At 63.3% G+C, this 16,357-nt stretch carries 14 protein-coding genes; 6 read left to right on the top strand and 8 right to left on the bottom strand.

From position 1 onward, the window contains the following. Positions 1-41 precede the first annotated feature (41 nt). Entirely contained in the window at positions 42-1,259 is a 1,218-nt protein-coding gene (locus ACCQ08_RS16970; RefSeq protein WP_313332322.1) for an RtcB family protein, read from the top strand. A gap of 91 nt (positions 1,260-1,350) precedes the next feature. Continuing rightward, positions 1,351-2,421 (top strand): RNA 3'-terminal phosphate cyclase, encoded by a 1,071-nt coding sequence (rtcA, locus tag ACCQ08_RS16965; protein WP_373450461.1) that lies wholly within the window; start codon positions 1,351-1,353, stop codon positions 2,419-2,421. A 29-nt stretch (positions 2,422-2,450) separates the two neighbouring features. Here rtcA and ACCQ08_RS16960 read toward each other — a convergent pair whose 3' ends face one another. The 6 genes from ACCQ08_RS16960 to ACCQ08_RS16935 all read right to left on the bottom strand — a co-directional run bounded on the left by ACCQ08_RS16960 (position 2,451) and on the right by ACCQ08_RS16935 (position 9,337). Continuing rightward, entirely contained in the window at positions 2,451-2,771 is a 321-nt protein-coding gene (locus tag ACCQ08_RS16960; RefSeq protein WP_373450460.1) for a YkgJ family cysteine cluster protein, read from the bottom strand. A 110-nt stretch (positions 2,772-2,881) separates the two neighbouring features. Continuing rightward, positions 2,882-3,895 (bottom strand): glycine betaine/L-proline ABC transporter substrate-binding protein ProX, encoded by a 1,014-nt coding sequence (gene proX / locus ACCQ08_RS16955; protein ID WP_239809039.1) that lies wholly within the window; start codon positions 3,893-3,895, stop codon positions 2,882-2,884. Positions 3,896-4,128: 233 nt separating this feature from the next. Beyond that, on the bottom strand, positions 4,129-5,151 hold the full coding sequence (gene proX / locus ACCQ08_RS16950) for a glycine betaine/L-proline ABC transporter substrate-binding protein ProX (protein ID WP_373450507.1): 1,023 nt from the start codon (positions 5,149-5,151) through the stop codon (positions 4,129-4,131). A gap of 162 nt (positions 5,152-5,313) precedes the next feature. Next, positions 5,314-6,588 (bottom strand): glycine betaine/L-proline ABC transporter permease ProW, encoded by a 1,275-nt coding sequence (gene proW / locus ACCQ08_RS16945; RefSeq protein ID WP_373450459.1) that lies wholly within the window; start codon positions 6,586-6,588, stop codon positions 5,314-5,316. Next, a complete protein-coding gene (gene proV / locus ACCQ08_RS16940) occupies positions 6,585-7,889 on the bottom strand; it encodes a glycine betaine/L-proline ABC transporter ATP-binding protein ProV (RefSeq protein WP_312413482.1) in 1,305 nt (434 codons plus the stop codon). The genes proW and proV overlap by 4 nt, the downstream gene beginning before the upstream one ends. A gap of 845 nt (positions 7,890-8,734) precedes the next feature. Further along, positions 8,735-9,337 carry a TIGR00645 family protein gene (locus ACCQ08_RS16935; RefSeq protein WP_312413485.1) on the bottom strand — a complete coding sequence of 201 codons (603 nt, stop codon included), beginning with the start codon at positions 9,335-9,337 and terminating at the stop codon, positions 8,735-8,737. Between the two features lie 339 nt (positions 9,338-9,676). Here ACCQ08_RS16935 and acs point away from each other — a divergent pair, with 339 nt between their 5' ends. Together acs and ACCQ08_RS16925 are read left to right on the top strand one after the other, a co-directional pair. Continuing rightward, complete coding sequence (gene acs, locus ACCQ08_RS16930; protein WP_373450458.1) at positions 9,677-11,677, top strand: acetate--CoA ligase; 2,001 nt, start codon at positions 9,677-9,679, stop codon at positions 11,675-11,677. Between the two features lie 141 nt (positions 11,678-11,818). Continuing rightward, on the top strand, positions 11,819-12,301 hold the full coding sequence (locus ACCQ08_RS16925; protein WP_312835447.1) for a LapA family protein: 483 nt from the start codon (positions 11,819-11,821) through the stop codon (positions 12,299-12,301). 88 nt (positions 12,302-12,389) lie between these two features. Here ACCQ08_RS16925 and ACCQ08_RS16920 read toward each other — a convergent pair whose 3' ends face one another. Then, a complete protein-coding gene (locus ACCQ08_RS16920) occupies positions 12,390-12,695 on the bottom strand; it encodes a c-type cytochrome (protein WP_373450457.1) in 306 nt (101 codons plus the stop codon). 144 nt (positions 12,696-12,839) lie between these two features. Here ACCQ08_RS16920 and ACCQ08_RS16915 point away from each other — a divergent pair, with 144 nt between their 5' ends. Continuing rightward, positions 12,840-13,082 (top strand): TIGR04438 family Trp-rich protein, encoded by a 243-nt coding sequence (locus ACCQ08_RS16915; protein ID WP_239809032.1) that lies wholly within the window; start codon positions 12,840-12,842, stop codon positions 13,080-13,082. Between the two features lie 245 nt (positions 13,083-13,327). Then, a complete protein-coding gene (gene ilvD, locus ACCQ08_RS16910; RefSeq protein ID WP_373450456.1) occupies positions 13,328-15,193 on the top strand; it encodes a dihydroxy-acid dehydratase in 1,866 nt (621 codons plus the stop codon). A gap of 100 nt (positions 15,194-15,293) precedes the next feature. Here ilvD and ACCQ08_RS16905 read toward each other — a convergent pair whose 3' ends face one another. Then, on the bottom strand, positions 15,294-16,301 hold the full coding sequence (locus tag ACCQ08_RS16905) for an NAD(P)-dependent alcohol dehydrogenase (protein ID WP_373450455.1): 1,008 nt from the start codon (positions 16,299-16,301) through the stop codon (positions 15,294-15,296). Positions 16,302-16,357: the final 56 nt, after the last annotated feature.

Below are 16,357 nucleotides of genomic sequence, written 5' to 3'. Positions count from 1 at the left end.
CGCAAGCCCACACAGACACAGAAGAAAGAACAGGGAACAACATGACCTACGAACAACGACAAGTACCCAATGGCGTGCCGATCAAGATGTGGACCAATGGCGTGCCGGTCGAGGCCGAAGCGCAGAACCAGCTGGCCAATATCTCGCGCCTGCCGGTGGTGTTCAAGCATGTGGCGGTGATGCCTGATGTGCACTTGGGGATTGGTGCCACCATCGGCTCGGTGGTGCCTACGCTCAAGGCCATCATCCCGGCCGCGGTGGGGGTGGACCTGGGTTGCGGAATGATGGCCTGCAAGACCACATTGACGGCCAGCGATCTGCCCGACAACCTGGCGCCGATCCGCGCTGCGATCGAGCGGGCTGTGCCGGTGGGCATGACGCCCAAGCGCTATGGCCGCGACAAGGGAAGCTGGGAGACCCCGCCTGAGGAAACCGATGCCGCCTGGTCAGGGCTGGTGAAGGAGTTCGAGGAGATCTGCGAAGCGCACCCACGCATCAAGAACACCAACAACTACAAGCACCTGGGAACCCTGGGAACCGGTAACCACTTCATCGAAGTCTGCCTGGACGAAAACCAGGCGGTGTGGATCATGCTGCACTCGGGCTCGCGCGGGGTGGGGAACGCCATTGGCACCCACTTCATCGAGCTGGCCAAGAAGGATGCCGAGTTGCACCAACGCAACCTGCCCGATAAGGACCTGGCCTATTTTGAAGAAGGCGCTGCCTACTTCGGGGACTATGTCAAAGCGGTGGGTTGGGCGCAGAAGTTTGCGCGTGCCAACCGCGAGGTGATGATGGTCCGCGTGATCCATGCGCTGAAAAAGGTGATCACCAAACCGTTCGAGACGCACCTGGAGGCGGTCAACTGCCACCACAACTATGTGCAACGCGAAACGCACTTTGGCCAGGAGGTGTTTGTGACCCGCAAGGGCGCGGTGAGCGCACGCCAGGGCGAGCTGGGGATCATCCCGGGAAGCATGGGGGCCAAGAGCTTTATCGTGCGCGGTAAGGGCAACCCCGAGAGCTTCAACAGCTGCAGCCACGGTGCCGGTCGCACGATGAGCCGCACCAAGGCCAAGAAGCTGTTCACCGTCGAGGACCAAATGCGCGCCACCGAAGGGGTGGAATGCCGAAAGGACGCCGAGGTGATTGATGAGATCCCCATGGCCTACAAGGACATCGACGCGGTGATGGCGGCGCAGAGCGACCTGGTGGAGGTGGTGTACACGCTCAAGCAGGTGGTGTGTGTGAAGGGGTAGAGTGCGACCCGGGAGCCGCAGCATTGGTTGGATGCTGGGCTTCCCGGGCCTTGAGCCGCGCTATAAGAACAAGAGAGAGGGACTTATTCCAATGCAATTTTCAACCCATTTAATAGAAAAGGGCCTGGTCGAGATCGACGGCTCGCAAGGCGAGGGGGGCGGCCAGATTCTGCGCACGGCGCTGGCGCTGTCGGTCATCACGCAAAGGCCGCTGGCGATGCACAGTATCCGGGCCAAGCGCTCCAAGCCAGGGCTGATGCGCCAGCATCTGGCCTGTGTGCAGGCGGCGCAGACCATCAGCGATGCCCAGCTGTCGCCCATCGGCGCAGGCGTGACGGCGCTGCAGTTCGCGCCGGCGGCGCTCAAGGCTGGGGACTACCGCTTCCCGATCTCGGGCGCGGGCAGTGCGATGCTGGTGTTGCAGACGGTGCTGCCAGCGTTGCTGATGGCCGATGCTGCCAGCACAGTGCAGTTGTCGGGTGGCACGCACAACCCGCTGGCGCCCAACTTCCACTTCATCGATCGCGCCTATGCGCCCTTGGTGGCACGGATGGGTGCGGGGCTGGACCTGCGGCTGCGCCGCTATGGCTTTTACCCGGCGGGCGGTGGCGAGGCGCTCGCCTGCATCAGCCCGGCAGCGCAAGGGCTGCAGCCTTTTGATCTGCTGGCGCGCGGCATGCTGCAGCATGTGTCGGTGGAAGCGGTCTGCGCGGCCGTCCCCCGGGGTGTTGCCATGCGCGAGTTCGACGAGCTGGCGCGGCTGACGGGCTGGGACCGGCGTGCGATGGAACTGCTGCCGGTGAGCCAGGAAGAGGGCCCGGGCAATCTGCTGCAGGCCACGTTGCGCTATGACCATGTCACCGAGCTGTTCTGGGGCCTGGGCGCGCACGGGGTGTCGTCCGAAGCGGTGGCGCGCAAGCTCTGCCAGGACCTGCGCGATTACCAGAAGAAGCCCGATGCCGCTGTCTGCGCCTACCTGGCCGACCAGCTGTTGCTGCTGCAGGCGCTGGCCGTATGGCAAAGCGGCCAGCCGGCATCCTTCAGCTGCAGCGAGGCCACCGAGCACCTGCACAGCAATATGGCGGTGATTGCGCAGTTCTTGCCGCTGCGCATGTCGATCGAAACGGCCAGTGCGCCGGTGGTGCGCATCGCGCCGCTGTAGCGCCGTGCATGGGGGCGTTGGCGGGTGGGCTAGTACAGCCCGCCTTCCAGCGCCTGCATGCCATGGCGTGCGCGCGCCTTGTTGCAGGCCTCGCTGCCTGCTGCAAACTCCCGGCAGGGGGAGGGGCGCCATTCATAAATGCCGCAGGCGGCTTGCTGGCCAATGGTGCCGGTCAAGGCCGCACAGCGCGGGCGCGCATAGTCGGTGCCGCGCATGCGGCAGGTGCTGTCGTTCACCTCTTCAGCCAGCCCCGATGGCACGCGGCCGCCGTTGCTGTCGCATTCATGGACTGAAAAATCAACGCGAAAGCTGGCGCAGCAGGCGCCGCAACTGAGGCAGGGGTGGGTCATCGGGCGTGGGCGCTGGGCGTTGTTTGGACGGTATTGTAGTTTTGCGCCGCCGAGCGCCACAAAAAAGCCCGCTGGTCAGCGGGCTCGGGGCGGTGCGGCAGGCGCCAGGCTTACTTGGCGGCCAGCGCTTCCTTGATCCAGCCGTCAAACTTGGCCTGGTGGTTCTTGATCCAGGCGTCGGCATGGCGCTGGATGTCGGCAGTCTTGTTTTCGCCGTTGCGCATCAGCAGGTTCTGCGCGGTGATGTCCTCAATGGGCACCTGCATCAGCGCAAACAGCTTGGCGGCGGCCGGGTTGGCATCCGTCCATTTCTTGTTGGCCAGGATGTACTGGTTGTTCACCTTGAAGCCATAGTTCTTGCCATTGGGCAGGCGGGTGTCTTCATCGCCCTTGGCATTGGGAACATTGGGCACCTGCAGCCAGACAACATCCTGGCCGGGCTTGAGCACGCCGTTGACCCAGTAGGGGGTCCAGACATAGTAGAGCACCGGCTTGCCGGATTGGTAGCGCGCGATGGTGTCGGCAATCAGCGCCGCATAGTTGCCCTGGCGGTGGGTCACGCTGCCTTCCAGACCCAGGCCCTTGAGGTGCTTGTTGATCGCCAGCTCGCAGCCCCAGCCAGGGTTGCAACCGGTCAGATCCGCCTTGCCGTCGCCATCGGTGTCAAACAGCTTGGCGATCTTGGGATCCTTGAGCTGCATGATGTCGGTGATCTTGTACTTCTCGGCCGTTTTCTTGTCGATCAGGTAGCCCTGGGCGGCATTGGTCGAGAACATGCCTTCGCGGTAGAAAACCTTGGCGCCGCCATTGCGCTCATAAAACTCCTGGTGCAGCGGAATCCAGTGGTTGGCCATGAAGGTGGCATCGCCCTGGCCGACGACAACGTGCTCGGTGCCATTCTCCAGTCCCTTGGGGTCCTTCACGGTGTAGCCGAGCTTTTCCAGCGCGCGCGACACGATCAGGGTCTGGAACAGCTCTTCATCGACGGTGCCCAGCAGGGGCAGCACATCCTTGCCCTTGCCGGGCAGGTCTTGCGCCTGGGCTGCGGGGCCCCAGGCCATCAACGCGATGGCGGCGGCGCAGGCCAGGTGGATCGGGCGATTGAGGCGGTTTTTATCAGTCATGGTCTTCTCCTTGGATTGAAACGCGATGCGCAGGGCGCGCACCGAGAGGGAACATGGGCAGCCCTGGGGCAAGACGGCGCCAGGCCCGGCCGGTGGTGGCGGGTGGTCCAGATGCAGCTTGCGGGGGGCTTGGAGGCTGGGCAGCGCTGGCGCTGCACCGGTGGGCATGGCGACATGCCCCGGGGGGAGGCACCGGCCCGGCCAGAAGCTGCCGGGCGATCGGTGCTGCAGACTTACTGGGCCTTGGCGGCGTCCAGCGCCGTCTTGATCCAGCCGTCAAATTCGGCCTGGTGGGCCTTGATCCAGCCATCGGCATGGCGCTCGATGTCGGCAGGCTTGTTCTGGCCTTCCTTCATCGCCAGGTTCTGGGCGTTGATGTCGGAGACCGGCAGTTTCATGATCGCAAACAGCTTGGCAGCCGCAGGATTGGCTTCGGCAAATTGCTTGTTGGCGACGATCTTCTGGGTGTTGAGCGGGAAGCCGTAGTTCTTGCCGTTGGGCAGCGCGGTCTTCAGATCGGCCTGGTTGCCCGGCAGTGCGGTAAACGGTACCTGCAGCCAGACGACATCGCGGCCGGGGCGCAGCTCGGCGCTGACCCAGTAGGGTGTCCAGGTGTAGTACAGGATGGGCTTGCCGGACTTGTAGCGGGCGATGGTGTCGGCCATCAGTGCGGCATAGGTGCCTTGCACATGGGTGACGGTATCGCGCAGCTGGTAGGCGGTCAGCTGGTGCTCGATCGCGCCTTCGCAGCCCCAGCCGGGGGTACAGCCAGTCAGGTCGGCCTTGTCGTCGCCGTCGGTGTCAAACAGCTTGGCGATCTTCGGGTCCTTGAGCTGCTCGATATTGGTGATCTTGTGCTCGTCGGCCGTCTTCTTGTCGATCAGATAGCCTTGCACGGCACTGGTCGAGTACTCGCCCTCGCGGTAGAGCTTGCCGGCGCCGCCAGCGTTCTTGTAGAAGTCGGCCTGCAGCGGATCCCAGTGGTCGGCCATGTAGGTGGCGTCGCCGTTGCCGATGGCGACGTGGGCGGTGGCGTATTCCACCTCGCGGATGGGCAGCACCTCATAGCCGAGCTTTTCCATGGCCTTGTTGACCAGCAGCGTCTGGAAGGTTTCTTCGGCGATCGAGCTTTGCAGTGGCTGGACCTTGATGCCCTTGCCGGGCAGATCCTGGGCCATCGCATGGCCGGCGGCAGCCAGGCCAGCGGCCAGCAGGCTGGTGGCCAGCAGGCTTTTGACCAGCAGGCTTTTGACCATGCGGGTCGGGGCTGCGAAGGCCTGCCAGGAATGGGTGGTGAATGTCATGGATGCTCCTTGTTAGGGGTTCGGCGCTGGCGCAGTGCGCGCCGCCGATCAATGTGCAAATGGGGCCAAGCGGGCGGGCAGGGCAGCCAGCGGTGGCGGCTGCCCTGGCTGGGCTTAGGCGGCAGGCACGGCGTCCTGGCCGGGCTGTGTCTGCGCCTGCTTTTGGGCCGCTGGCTGAGGCAGGGGCTTGGGTGCAGGGCTGGCTTCTGGCTTGTGCAGGGCGCGGGCGATGATGCCGGCCGGGCCGGTTTGCCACCAGTGGCGCACGCCACGGCGGGGTTGGCCCATCGCCTGGGTGATGCGGTCCAGCAGAATGGCCAGCAGCACAATGCCCAGGCCGCCGACGGTGGCCAGGCCCATGTCCAGGCGGCCGATACCGCGCAGCACCATCTGGCCCAGACCGCCCACGGCGATCATCGAGGCAATCACCACCATCGACAGCGACAGCATCAGCGACTGGTTGATGCCGGCCATGATCGAGGGCATCGACAGCGGCAGCTGCACCTTCCACAGCAGTTGCAGCGGCGAGGCGCCATAGGCACGGCTGGCTTCGATCAGGTCAGGGCGCACCTGGCGGATTCCCAGGTTGGTCAGGCGCACCAGCGGTGGCAGCGCAAACACAATGGTCACCACCACGCCAGGCACATTGCCAATGCCGAACAGCATCACCACCGGCACCAGGTAGACGAAGGCCGGGGTGGTCTGCATGGCATCGAGCACCGGGCGGAAGAACTTCTGCGCACGGTCGCTGCTGGCCAGCAAAATGCCCAGCGGCAGGCCGATGATGATGCAGAAGGCCAGCGAGGTCAGCACCAGCGACAGGGTGACCATGGCCTCGTGCCAGATACCCAGCATGCCGATGACCAACAGCGACACCACGGCCCCAATGGCCAGGGCGCCACCGGCAAATTGCCAAGCGATCAGTGCCAGAATGGCCACCATCGCGAGCATGGGGATGGCGGTCAGAAAATGCTCCACGCCCGTGAGCGTGCCGTCAATCGGCGCGCGCACGGTCTGGAAGAAGGGGCGGAAATTGGCCACGACCCAGGTCAGGCCGGTGTTGATCCAGTCCTGAACCGGCAGGCTGCCGTCCCAGAGCTGGCTCAGATGAAAACCGCTGTCGTGTGCGACTCGCGCATGCTGCGCGGCAGCCTGGGCGGCATCGGCGGTTTGGCCCACGGCGTCAGGGCCGCCCAGCCAGTCGGTATTGCCCGAGACATTGCCAACCGCCTGCCAGGGGTCATCGCTCACGGCAGCGGGTGCCGGGGTGCTGGCGGCGTCGCTGCCCGTCCAGGCGGTGGCCGCGCTCGAGCTGGCCGATGCGGTATCGGCCCAAGGGTCGGCTGCGGCAGTGTTCTGGGCGATGGTCATCGTGTTGTCGGTACTCATGCGGCACTCCTGTTGTCGTTGTTGTCGGTATTGGCGGCTTCAGCGGCAGCGGCCTCGGTGGCCGCCTGCATGGCGATCACGGCGGGGTCCGTGGGCGGCACGGGGGGCGTGTCGCGGTCCAGGAAGCGCAGCAGCGTGTTCTTGCTGATCGCGCCGACAAAGCGGCCATCGGCGCGCAGCACCGGCAGCGGGCAGGGCGCCTGTGCCACCTGGCCAAACAGATCGGCCACCAGCGCGTCTTCGGCAATCGGCTCGACCTTGTCCAGGTAGGCATGCTGCAGACCCAATGGGCCCACATGGCCCTTCAAGGCATTGCGCAAGGACTCGGTCGAGACCGTGCCCAGGTACTGTTTGCGGGGCGAGACGATATAGGCAAAATCCCGGTCCTCGTCCTGCAGCAGCTGCATCGCGGCACGGGCGCCGCGCTGGTCGCTTTCCTTGACGATGGTGATCCCGCGCCGGGCGATATCGGCGGCCTTGAACACCGCTGCGGCATCCACGCCCTGGATAAAGGCGCGCACATACTCGTTGGCCGGGTTGCGCAGAATGTCATCGGGGGTGCCGACCTGCTGGACCATGCCGTCCTTCATGATGGCGATGCGGTCACCAATGCGCATGGCCTCGTCCAGATCGTGCGAGATGAAGACGATGGTGCGGCGCTTGATTTCCTGCAGGCGCATCAGCTCGGACTGCATTTCGGTGCGGATGATGGGGTCGAGTGCCGAGAAGGCCTCGTCCATCAGCAGGATCGAAGGATCGGATGCCAGCGCACGGGCCAGGCCCACACGCTGCTGCATGCCGCCAGACAGCTCGTCGGGGTAGCTTGCGCCCCAGCCGGCCAGGCCTACCTGCTCGAGCGCTTGCTCGGCGGCGCTCAGGCGCTCGTCGCGGCCCACACCGGCCAGCTCCAGGCCAAACGCGGTGTTCTCGACCACTGTCAGGTGGGGCATCAGCGCAAAGGACTGGAACACCATCGAGATGTCCTTGCGGCGCAGCGCGCGCAGCTTGCTGTCCGACAACTGGTTGATGTCCTGGCCATCGACGACGATGGCGCCGCTGGTGGGCTCGATCAGGCGGTTGAGCATGCGCACCAGGGTGGATTTGCCCGAGCCCGACAGGCCCATGACGACAAAGATCTCACCGGCTTCAATGGTGAAGTTGGCGTCAAACACGCCGATGGAGTTGCCGGTCTTCTCCATGACTTCTTGCTTGGTGGCGCCTTTGCGCACCAGCTCCAGTGCGGCTTTTGGGGAATCTCCGAACACCTTGAAGACGTGCTCGATACGGATTTGTTTGGCCATCGCTGGCTCCTCCCTAAGTTGTAGTGGCTACAACGCTGAAGACGCCCTCTAGGGGCGTCGTCCAGCACGGGACCGTCCATCTCTCAACCCTGATGCCGATAGCTGCGCCTGGCGGTCAAAGCGACCGCCATGGCAAGCCCTCGTGGGCAGGACACACAATGTGACCAACAATTTCTGCCTGTACCGGGCATGCATGCCAGCAGCGAAGGGCTCCAGGGTCGAGCCAGGTACAGGGTCTCTCGTGCGCATTGAAACCCGATCGTTTCAATCACGCGAGCGCGGCGGACACTGTAAAAAGGCCACCGCGCCGGGGCATCAGGGCCGGGTAGATGCCGGCCTGTTGACGGACTCTGGCATGGCGCCAAAGACCCGACGGAGACGATCCGCGCCTGTCAGAAAGGCACGGATTACCTGCGTTGCAGGTTGTAAAACATCCCTTAAGTATACGTATTGGAAATATAGAAGTCAAAAAAAGCAGGTTTCATCCGGGCGAATCTAGCGTTTTCTACCGGCAATGGGCAGCCTCCGATTTCTTGGTTGCTACTTTTTTCATAGCGTCAAAAAACCAAATATGGTCAGATCCGGGCGGGTCGAACGCAGCAGGCTGAAAACACATTTAGTTTCAATTTCATGCCCGGATTTCGCTCAACCATCCCCCATTTTTGCAATTGCGCCCTGATCACGTTCCTTGTAGCAAGGTTGCTGTCTTTTGCTGAAGAATGGCGACTTTTATTCGAAAAAAACCGCCTGCTGTGTAGGATTTTTTCGCCAATGCCGGGCGCCCTCTGGCCCATGAAAAAGCCCCGCACTGGGGCGGGGCTGGATCGGGCGCAGCGGCGGCTGGATCAGTGGTTGTCCTTGTGCGATGGGCCAGCAGGATGCAGGATGCGGTCGGTCCAGGCAATGGCCAGGGCGGACAGCAGGAACACCACGTGGATGATGGTCTGCCACATCAGCACCTTCTCGCTGTAATTGGGCGCATTGATAAAGGTTTTGAGCAGGTGAATGGAGCTGATGCCGATGATGGACAGGCCCAGCTTGACCTTGAGCACCGAGGCATTCACATGGCCCAGCCATTCGGGCTGGTCCGGATGGCGGTTGAGGTGCATGCGGCTGACAAAGGTCTCGTAGCCGCCGACGATCACCATGATCAGCAGGTTGGAGATCATCACCACATCGATGAGGCCGAGCACCACCAGCATGATGATGGTCTCGTTGAGGGCGGTGATCTGGACATCGGGCGAATAGCCCACCGAGGTGACGAGGATGCGCAGCGCGGTATCGCTGCCAAAGGCAGCTTCAACCAGGTGCAGCAGCTCGACCAGGAAATGCCAGACATACACCAGCTGGGCAACGATCAGTCCCAGGTAAAGCGGCAGCTGCAGCCAGCGGCTGGCAAAAATCAGCGCCGGCAAGGGGCGCAAAGGAGCATTTTGAGGCAGAGACATGATGGAGGAGGAAGTGGAGATGGTGCTGCTGGACTGCGGTGCGTTGGAATGCGTTGTTGGATCTTCCATCGGTGAAACGGATACCAGCCTGTCTACCTGCGTGCTGGCTCACCGATGGCGCGGATGCAGCCAAAAGAGCGACGCGGATTGTAGCGAGCCGCCTGGGTCTTGCGCAGCGCGATTGCCAAAATTCGTCGCTTCGATAGGTTGATTGATTTTGACTATGAATTGCTCTGCGACGACGCCGGCCGCGCAGGCTGCTGTCAGACGTATGTAAGTGCGCCGGTCCACAGTAGCAACGATTTTCATACCTACAATGTTTGCAAAGGAGACCCACCCATGACAGCCCCAGCCCAAGGAACGATTGAATCCGTTCTGGTCGAGAACCGTGTTTTCCCCCCACCTGCCAGCCTGTCTGCCACGGCCCGCGTCGGCAGCATGGAGGCCTACCAGGCGCTGTGCGCCGAGGCCGAGGCCGACTTCGAAGGCTTCTGGGCCCAACGCGCCCGCGCGCATGTGCAGTGGACCCGGCCTTTCACCGAAGTGCTGGACCAGAGCACGCCGCCATTCTTCAAGTGGTTCCAGGATGGCGAGCTGAACGTCAGCGCCAACTGCCTGGACAAGCACATCGGCACGCCGGTGGAGAACAAGACGGCCATCATCTTTGAAGCCGACGATGGCCAGGTGACCAAGATCACCTACCGCGAACTGCTGGACAAGGTCAGCACCTTTGCCAATGCGCTCAAGGCCCAGGGCGTGCAAAAGGGCGACCGGGTACTGATCTACATGCCGATGACCGTCGAGGGCATTGTGGCGATGCAGGCCTGCGCGCGCATTGGTGCCACCCATTCGGTGGTGTTCGGCGGTTTCTCGGCCAAGGCGGTCAATGAGCGCGTCATTGATGCCGGTGCAGTGCTGATCATTACGGCCAACTACCAGATGCGCGGCGGCAAGGAGCTGCCGCTGAAGGCGATTGTCGACGATGCGCTGGCCATGGGTGGCTGCGATACCGTCAGGAAAGTGCTGGTGTTTGAGCGCACCGCCACGGCCTGGAACAAGGTCGAAGGCCGGGATGTGAGCTTTGGCGAGGCGCTGGCCGGCCAGAGCAAGGAATGCGCGCCGGTGCCGGTGCATGCCGAGCACCCGCTGTTCATTCTGTACACCAGCGGCTCCACCGGAAAACCCAAGGGCGTGCAGCATGCCAGCGGCGGCTACATCCTCTGGGCCAAGATGACGATGGAGTGGACCTTCGACCTGCAGCCCAGCGACGTGTTCTGGTGCACGGCCGATATCGGCTGGATCACCGGCCACACCTATATTGCCTACGGCCCGCTGGCCGCTGGCGCGACCCAGGTGGTGTTCGAAGGCGTGCCCACCTTCCCCAATGCTGGCCGCTTCTGGCAGATGATCGAGCGCCATGGCGTCTCCATCTTCTACACCGCGCCTACAGCCATCCGCTCGCTGATCAAGGCAGCAGATTCGGACGACAAGGTGCACCCACGCAACTGGAATCTGGGCAGTTTGCGCATTCTGGGTTCGGTGGGCGAGCCGATCAACCCCGAAGCCTGGATGTGGTACTACCGGAACATCGGCGGCGAGCGCTGCCCGATTGTCGATACCTTCTGGCAAACGGAGAACGGTGGCCATGTGATCACGCCGCTGCCTGGCGCCACGCCGCTGGTGCCTGGCTCCTGCACCCTGCCGCTGCCGGGCATCATGGCCCAGATCGTGGATGAGACCGGCAAGGAACTGCCCAACGGCACCGGCGGTATTCTCGTGATCAGCAAGCCCTGGCCGTCGATGATCCGCACGATCTGGAACGACCCCGAGCGCTTCAAGAAAGCCTATTTCCCCGAAGAAATGGGCGGCAGCATCTACCTGGCCGGTGACGGCGCGGTGCGCGATGCCAAGACCGGCTATTTCCGCATCACCGGCCGCATTGACGATGTGCTGAACGTTTCGGGCCACCGCATGGGCACGATGGAAATCGAATCGGCACTGGTCGCCAAGACCGACCTCGTGGCCGAGGCCGCCGTGGTAGGCCGGCCCGACGACATGACCGGCGAGGCGATCTGCGCCTTTGTCGTGCTCAAGCGCTCGCGTCCCACCGGCGACGAAGCCAAGCAGATTGCCAAGGAGCTGCGCGACTGGGTGGCCAAGGAGATCGGCCCGATCGCCAAGCCCAAGGACATCCGGTTTGGCGACAACCTGCCCAAGACCCGTTCGGGCAAGATCATGCGCCGCCTGCTGCGCTCGATCGCGAAGGGCGAGGCGATCACGCAGGACACCTCCACCCTGGAGAACCCGGCGATCCTCGACCAGCTGTCCGATACGCACTGATCGGCAAATGTCAACAAATGGCGCGCTGGCGCATGCCAGCACGCCAAGTTGTTGTTAAAGCTGAAAAACCGGTGAGAAAGTGCCAGCATTGGCTGACAAGCCATGGCGCATGGACCGTGCTATGGTCTATGCGTTCTATCCATGCCATCAAATTCCACTATGCGCAGCATTCTTCTTCTCATCATCGCCGTGCTCATCGGCGGTCTGGCAGCCCTCAACTGGGAGGTGCTGTCCACCCCGTCGGAAGTCAACCTGGGCCTGACCACCATCCATGCACCGCTGGGTGTGTTGATGTTGGCGCTCACCGTCCTGCTTTGCGTGATCTTCATCGCCTATGTGCTGTCCCTGCAGGGCTCCGTCATGCTGGAGGCACGCCGCCACAACAAGGAGATGACGGCCCAGCGGGAGCTGGCCGACAAGGCCGAGGCCTCCCGCTTTACCGAACTGCGCCAGGTGCTGGAGAGCCAGCATGTGGCCGGGCAGTCCGCACTGATGGCGCGGTTGGCAGAGCTGGAGTCGCACCTGGTGGCCCGCGCCCAGGAGTCGGACAACAGCAACGCCGCCTACCTGGGCCAGATCGAGGACCGCATGCGCCAGGTCGAGCCGCCACGCAACAGCTTCTAAACCGCTGCCGCACGCCACAAAAAAACCACCTTGCAAGGTGGTTTTTTTGCTTGGGCCGGTAGCGCCCAACCTGCATGCGATGGGTTGTTTACTTGAGCGTCAGTACCCAGTCGGCCAATTTCTTGGCGTCGGCTTCACTGACCTGGGTGTTGGCGGGCATGGGCACAGGGCCCCAGACGCCTGCACTGCCCTTGATGATCTTCTGGGCCAGCATGTTGGATGCACCGGGCTGGCCTGCAAACTTGGCGCCAATGTCTTTGAATGCGGGGCCCACCACTTTCTTGTCGACCGAATGGCAAGCCATGCAGTTCTTGGATTGGGCCAATGCCTGATCAGCCCACGCAGGTGCGCTGGCCGAAAAGGCCAGTGCCGTGGCAATCAGAATACGGTTCATCGTGTCTTCTCCTTAGCGCATGAGGTACATTAATTCTAATGGCTCGCTGCTTAGGACTGCGCCAACGCCAGGATGTTCCGCAAGTCAGAACACTTTACGAGCCCGATACCCAAGCGGCCCAGCGAGCAACAAGAGGGAGAAACCATGTATTTTCTGATCCTGGGGATCATTCTGCTGTTGTTGAAGTACCTGGAAATCGGCCCGGTCGCGGCCTGGTCCTGGGTCACCGTGCTGGCGCCGTTTGGCCTGGCAGCGCTGTGGTGGGCCTGGGCCGACTGGTCAGGCTACACCAAGCGCAAGGCGATGGAAAAGGAAGGGCTGAAAAAGGAGCGCCGACTGCAAAAATCCAGGGACGCGCTGGGCCAGACCGCCCGCCGGCGCCGCTGACGCAGCCGCTGCAGCGCAGAAACCGCCGGCAGGCGGTTTTTTTCCGCCTTTCTGCTGTCCCTACCGCTGTCGCTGGCTGGAACCCGAGTGTCTCCGTCATTTGCCCAGCTGCGCCATAATCAGCGCTCACATCGGCGTGCACTCAAGAGGTTCTCGCCAACTTGCCCGCTGGCCCTGGCGTATATCCAGGCCCGCACTATGCAAGACAGGCCGCATTCTTATTGTTTACTGATTCGTACACCACGATGCCCGCATACCGTTCCAAAACCTCAACCGCCGGTCGCAACATGGCTGGTGCCCGCTCCTTGTGGCGCGCCACCGGCATGAAAGACGACGATTTCTCCAAGCCCATCATTGCGGTGGTGAACTCCTTTACCCAGTTCGTTCCAGGCCATGTGCACCTGAAGGACCTGGGCCAGCTCGTCGCCCGCGAGATCGAGGCTGCAGGCGGTGTTGCCAAGGAGTTCAACACCATTGCGGTCGACGACGGCATTGCGATGGGCCACGACGGCATGCTGTACTCGCTGCCCAGCCGGGAAGTGATTGCCGATTCGGTGGAATACATGGTCAACGCGCACTGCGCCGATGCCATGGTCTGCATCTCCAACTGCGACAAGATCACCCCCGGCATGCTGATGGCCGCGATGCGCCTCAACATCCCCGTGGTGTTTGTCTCGGGCGGCCCGATGGAAGCGGGCAAGGTGCGCTTGGCCGTGCCTGCCGCTGATGGCAGCAAGACGATCCAGATCAAGAAGCTCGACCTGGTCGATGCGATGGTGATGGCCGCGGACAGCAATGTCAGCGATGCCGATGTGGCCGAAGTCGAGCGCTCGGCCTGCCCGACCTGTGGCTCCTGCTCGGGTATGTTCACCGCCAACTCGATGAACTGCCTGGCCGAGGCGCTGGGCCTGGCCCTGCCAGGCAATGGCACCGTGGTGGCCACCCATTCGGACCGCGAGCAGCTGTTCAAGCGCGCAGGCCGCCTGATCGTGGAGCTGGCCAAGCGCTACTACGAGCAGGACGAAGCCACGCTGCTGCCACGCGCCGTCGGCCTCAAGGCCTTCGAGAACGCGATGACCCTGGACATCGCGATGGGCGGATCGACCAACACCATCCTGCACTTGCTGGCGATCGCGCAAGAGGCGGACATCGATTTCACGATGACCGACATCGACCGCATGTCGCGCACCGTGCCCCAGCTGTGCAAGGTGGCCCCCAATACCAACAAGTACCACATCGAAGATGTGCACCGCGCAGGCGGCATCATGGCCATCCTCGGTGAGCTGGACCGTGCCGGCAAGCTGCACACCGATGTGCCCACCGTGCATGCCAAGACCATGAAGGACGCGCTGGACCAGTGGGACATCGTGCGCACGCAGGACGAGGCGGTGCGCACCTTCTACATGGCAGGCCCTGCCGGCATCCCGACCCAGGTGGCCTTCAGCCAAAGCACGCGCTGGCCTAGCCTGGACCTGGACCGCGCCGAAGGCTGCATCCGCTCGTACGACCATGCCTTCTCCAAAGAAGGGGGGCTGGCGGTGCTGCGCGGCAACATCGCGCTGGACGGCTGCGTGGTCAAGACCGCCGGTGTCGATGACTCGATCCTGGTGTTCGAAGGCTCGGCCCATGTGGTGGAGTCGCAGGACGAGGCCGTGGAAAACATCCTGAGCGACAAGGTCAAGGCCGGTGATGTCGTGATCGTGCGTTATGAAGGCCCCAAGGGCGGCCCCGGCATGCAGGAAATGCTCTACCCGACCAGCTACATCAAGTCCAAGGGCCTGGGCAAGTCCTGCGCACTGCTGACCGATGGCCGCTTCTCGGGCGGTACCTCGGGCCTGTCCATCGGCCACTGCTCGCCAGAGGCGGCCGCTGGCGGCGCAATTGGCCTGGTGCAGAACGGCGACCGCATCCTGATCGACATCCCCAACCGCACCATCAATGCGCTGGTCAGCGACGAGGAATTTGCCAAGCGCCGCGAAGCACAGAATGCGCTGGGCTGGAAGCCTGCCAAGCCCCGTCCGCGCAAGGTGTCCACCGCGCTGAAGGCCTATGCCAAGCTGGTGACCTCGGCCGACAAGGGTGCGGTGCGCGATATCTCGCTGCTGGACTGACCGTCTCTCGCCCAATGCACAACCGCCCCAGGCGTAAGCCCGGGGCGGTTTTTTCATCGCGGTAGCGCAGACGGCAGAGCGTTTGCCCTGCCATGGCCACTTACCAGCTCAGGCAGATCTTGCCAAAGTGCTGCGCGCTGATCTGGTGCGCAAAGGCATCGGCGATTTTCTCCAGCGGGTAGCTGCTGTCGATCACCGGACGCAGTGGCAGCTGGTCGAGCGCGCGCACCAGGTCTTGCTGCTGCTCGCGGCTGCCAACGATCAGGCCCTTGAGCGTTTGCTGCTTGCGCATCAGCTCCACCGTCGGTACATCGCCGGCAAAGCCGGTCAGCACACCGATCAGGGAGATATGGCCCCCAGGCGCACAGGCGCGGATGGACTGCGGCAGGGTGCCGGGGCCGCCGACTTCCACGACGATGTCGGCACCACGGCCGCCGGTGGCTTGCAGCACGGCATCGCCCCATTCGGGCTGGTCGCGGTAGTTGATCACCGTGTCGGCACCCAGGGCGCGCAGGCGCTCGGCCTTGGCAGCGCTGGAGGTCGTCGCAATCACCTTGGCGCCCATCGCATGGGCCAGCTGCAACGCAAAGATGGAGACGCCGCCGGTGCCCAGCACCAGCACGGTTTGCCCCGCTTCGATGCGGCCATCGACGACCAGGGCGCGCCAGGCGGTCAGGCCCGCCGTGGTCAAAGTGGCAGCTTCTTCATGCGTATAGCCCTTGGGCGCATGGGTAAAGGCCGTGGCGGCCATCGTGACTTGCTCGCGCGCAAAACCATCGATGCCGTCGCCGGGCACGGTGGTGAAGGTCGAGGGCACTTGCTTGCCCGATAGCCACAGCGGGAAAAAGCAGGAAACCACGGCGTCACCCACGGCGTATTCGGTCACGCCTTCCCCCACCGCCGTCACCAGGCCGGCGCCATCGGCCATCGGGATGCGGCCATCGGCCGTGGCCGAGCGCCCGGCAGCAATGGCCAGGTCGTGGTAGTTGAGCGAGCTGGCATGCAGGCGCACCTGGATCTCTCCGGCGCCTGGTGCTGCGGGCGCTGGCAAGTCCACCAGTTGCAGGCGGTCCAGGCCACCGGGAGCGGCAAGTTGAATGGCTTTCATGGCGTATGTCTTTCCTTGGTTGGCATCACAGAGGCTGCAGGCTGCAGCCACCCGGC

The sequence above is a fragment of the Comamonas sp. SY3 genome, from assembly GCF_041730275.1.
GTDB lineage: Bacteria > Pseudomonadota > Gammaproteobacteria > Burkholderiales > Burkholderiaceae_C > Comamonas > Comamonas sediminis.
The sequence above is the reverse complement of the archived record's forward strand: the minus strand, read 5'-3'. Positions and strand labels throughout refer to the sequence as shown.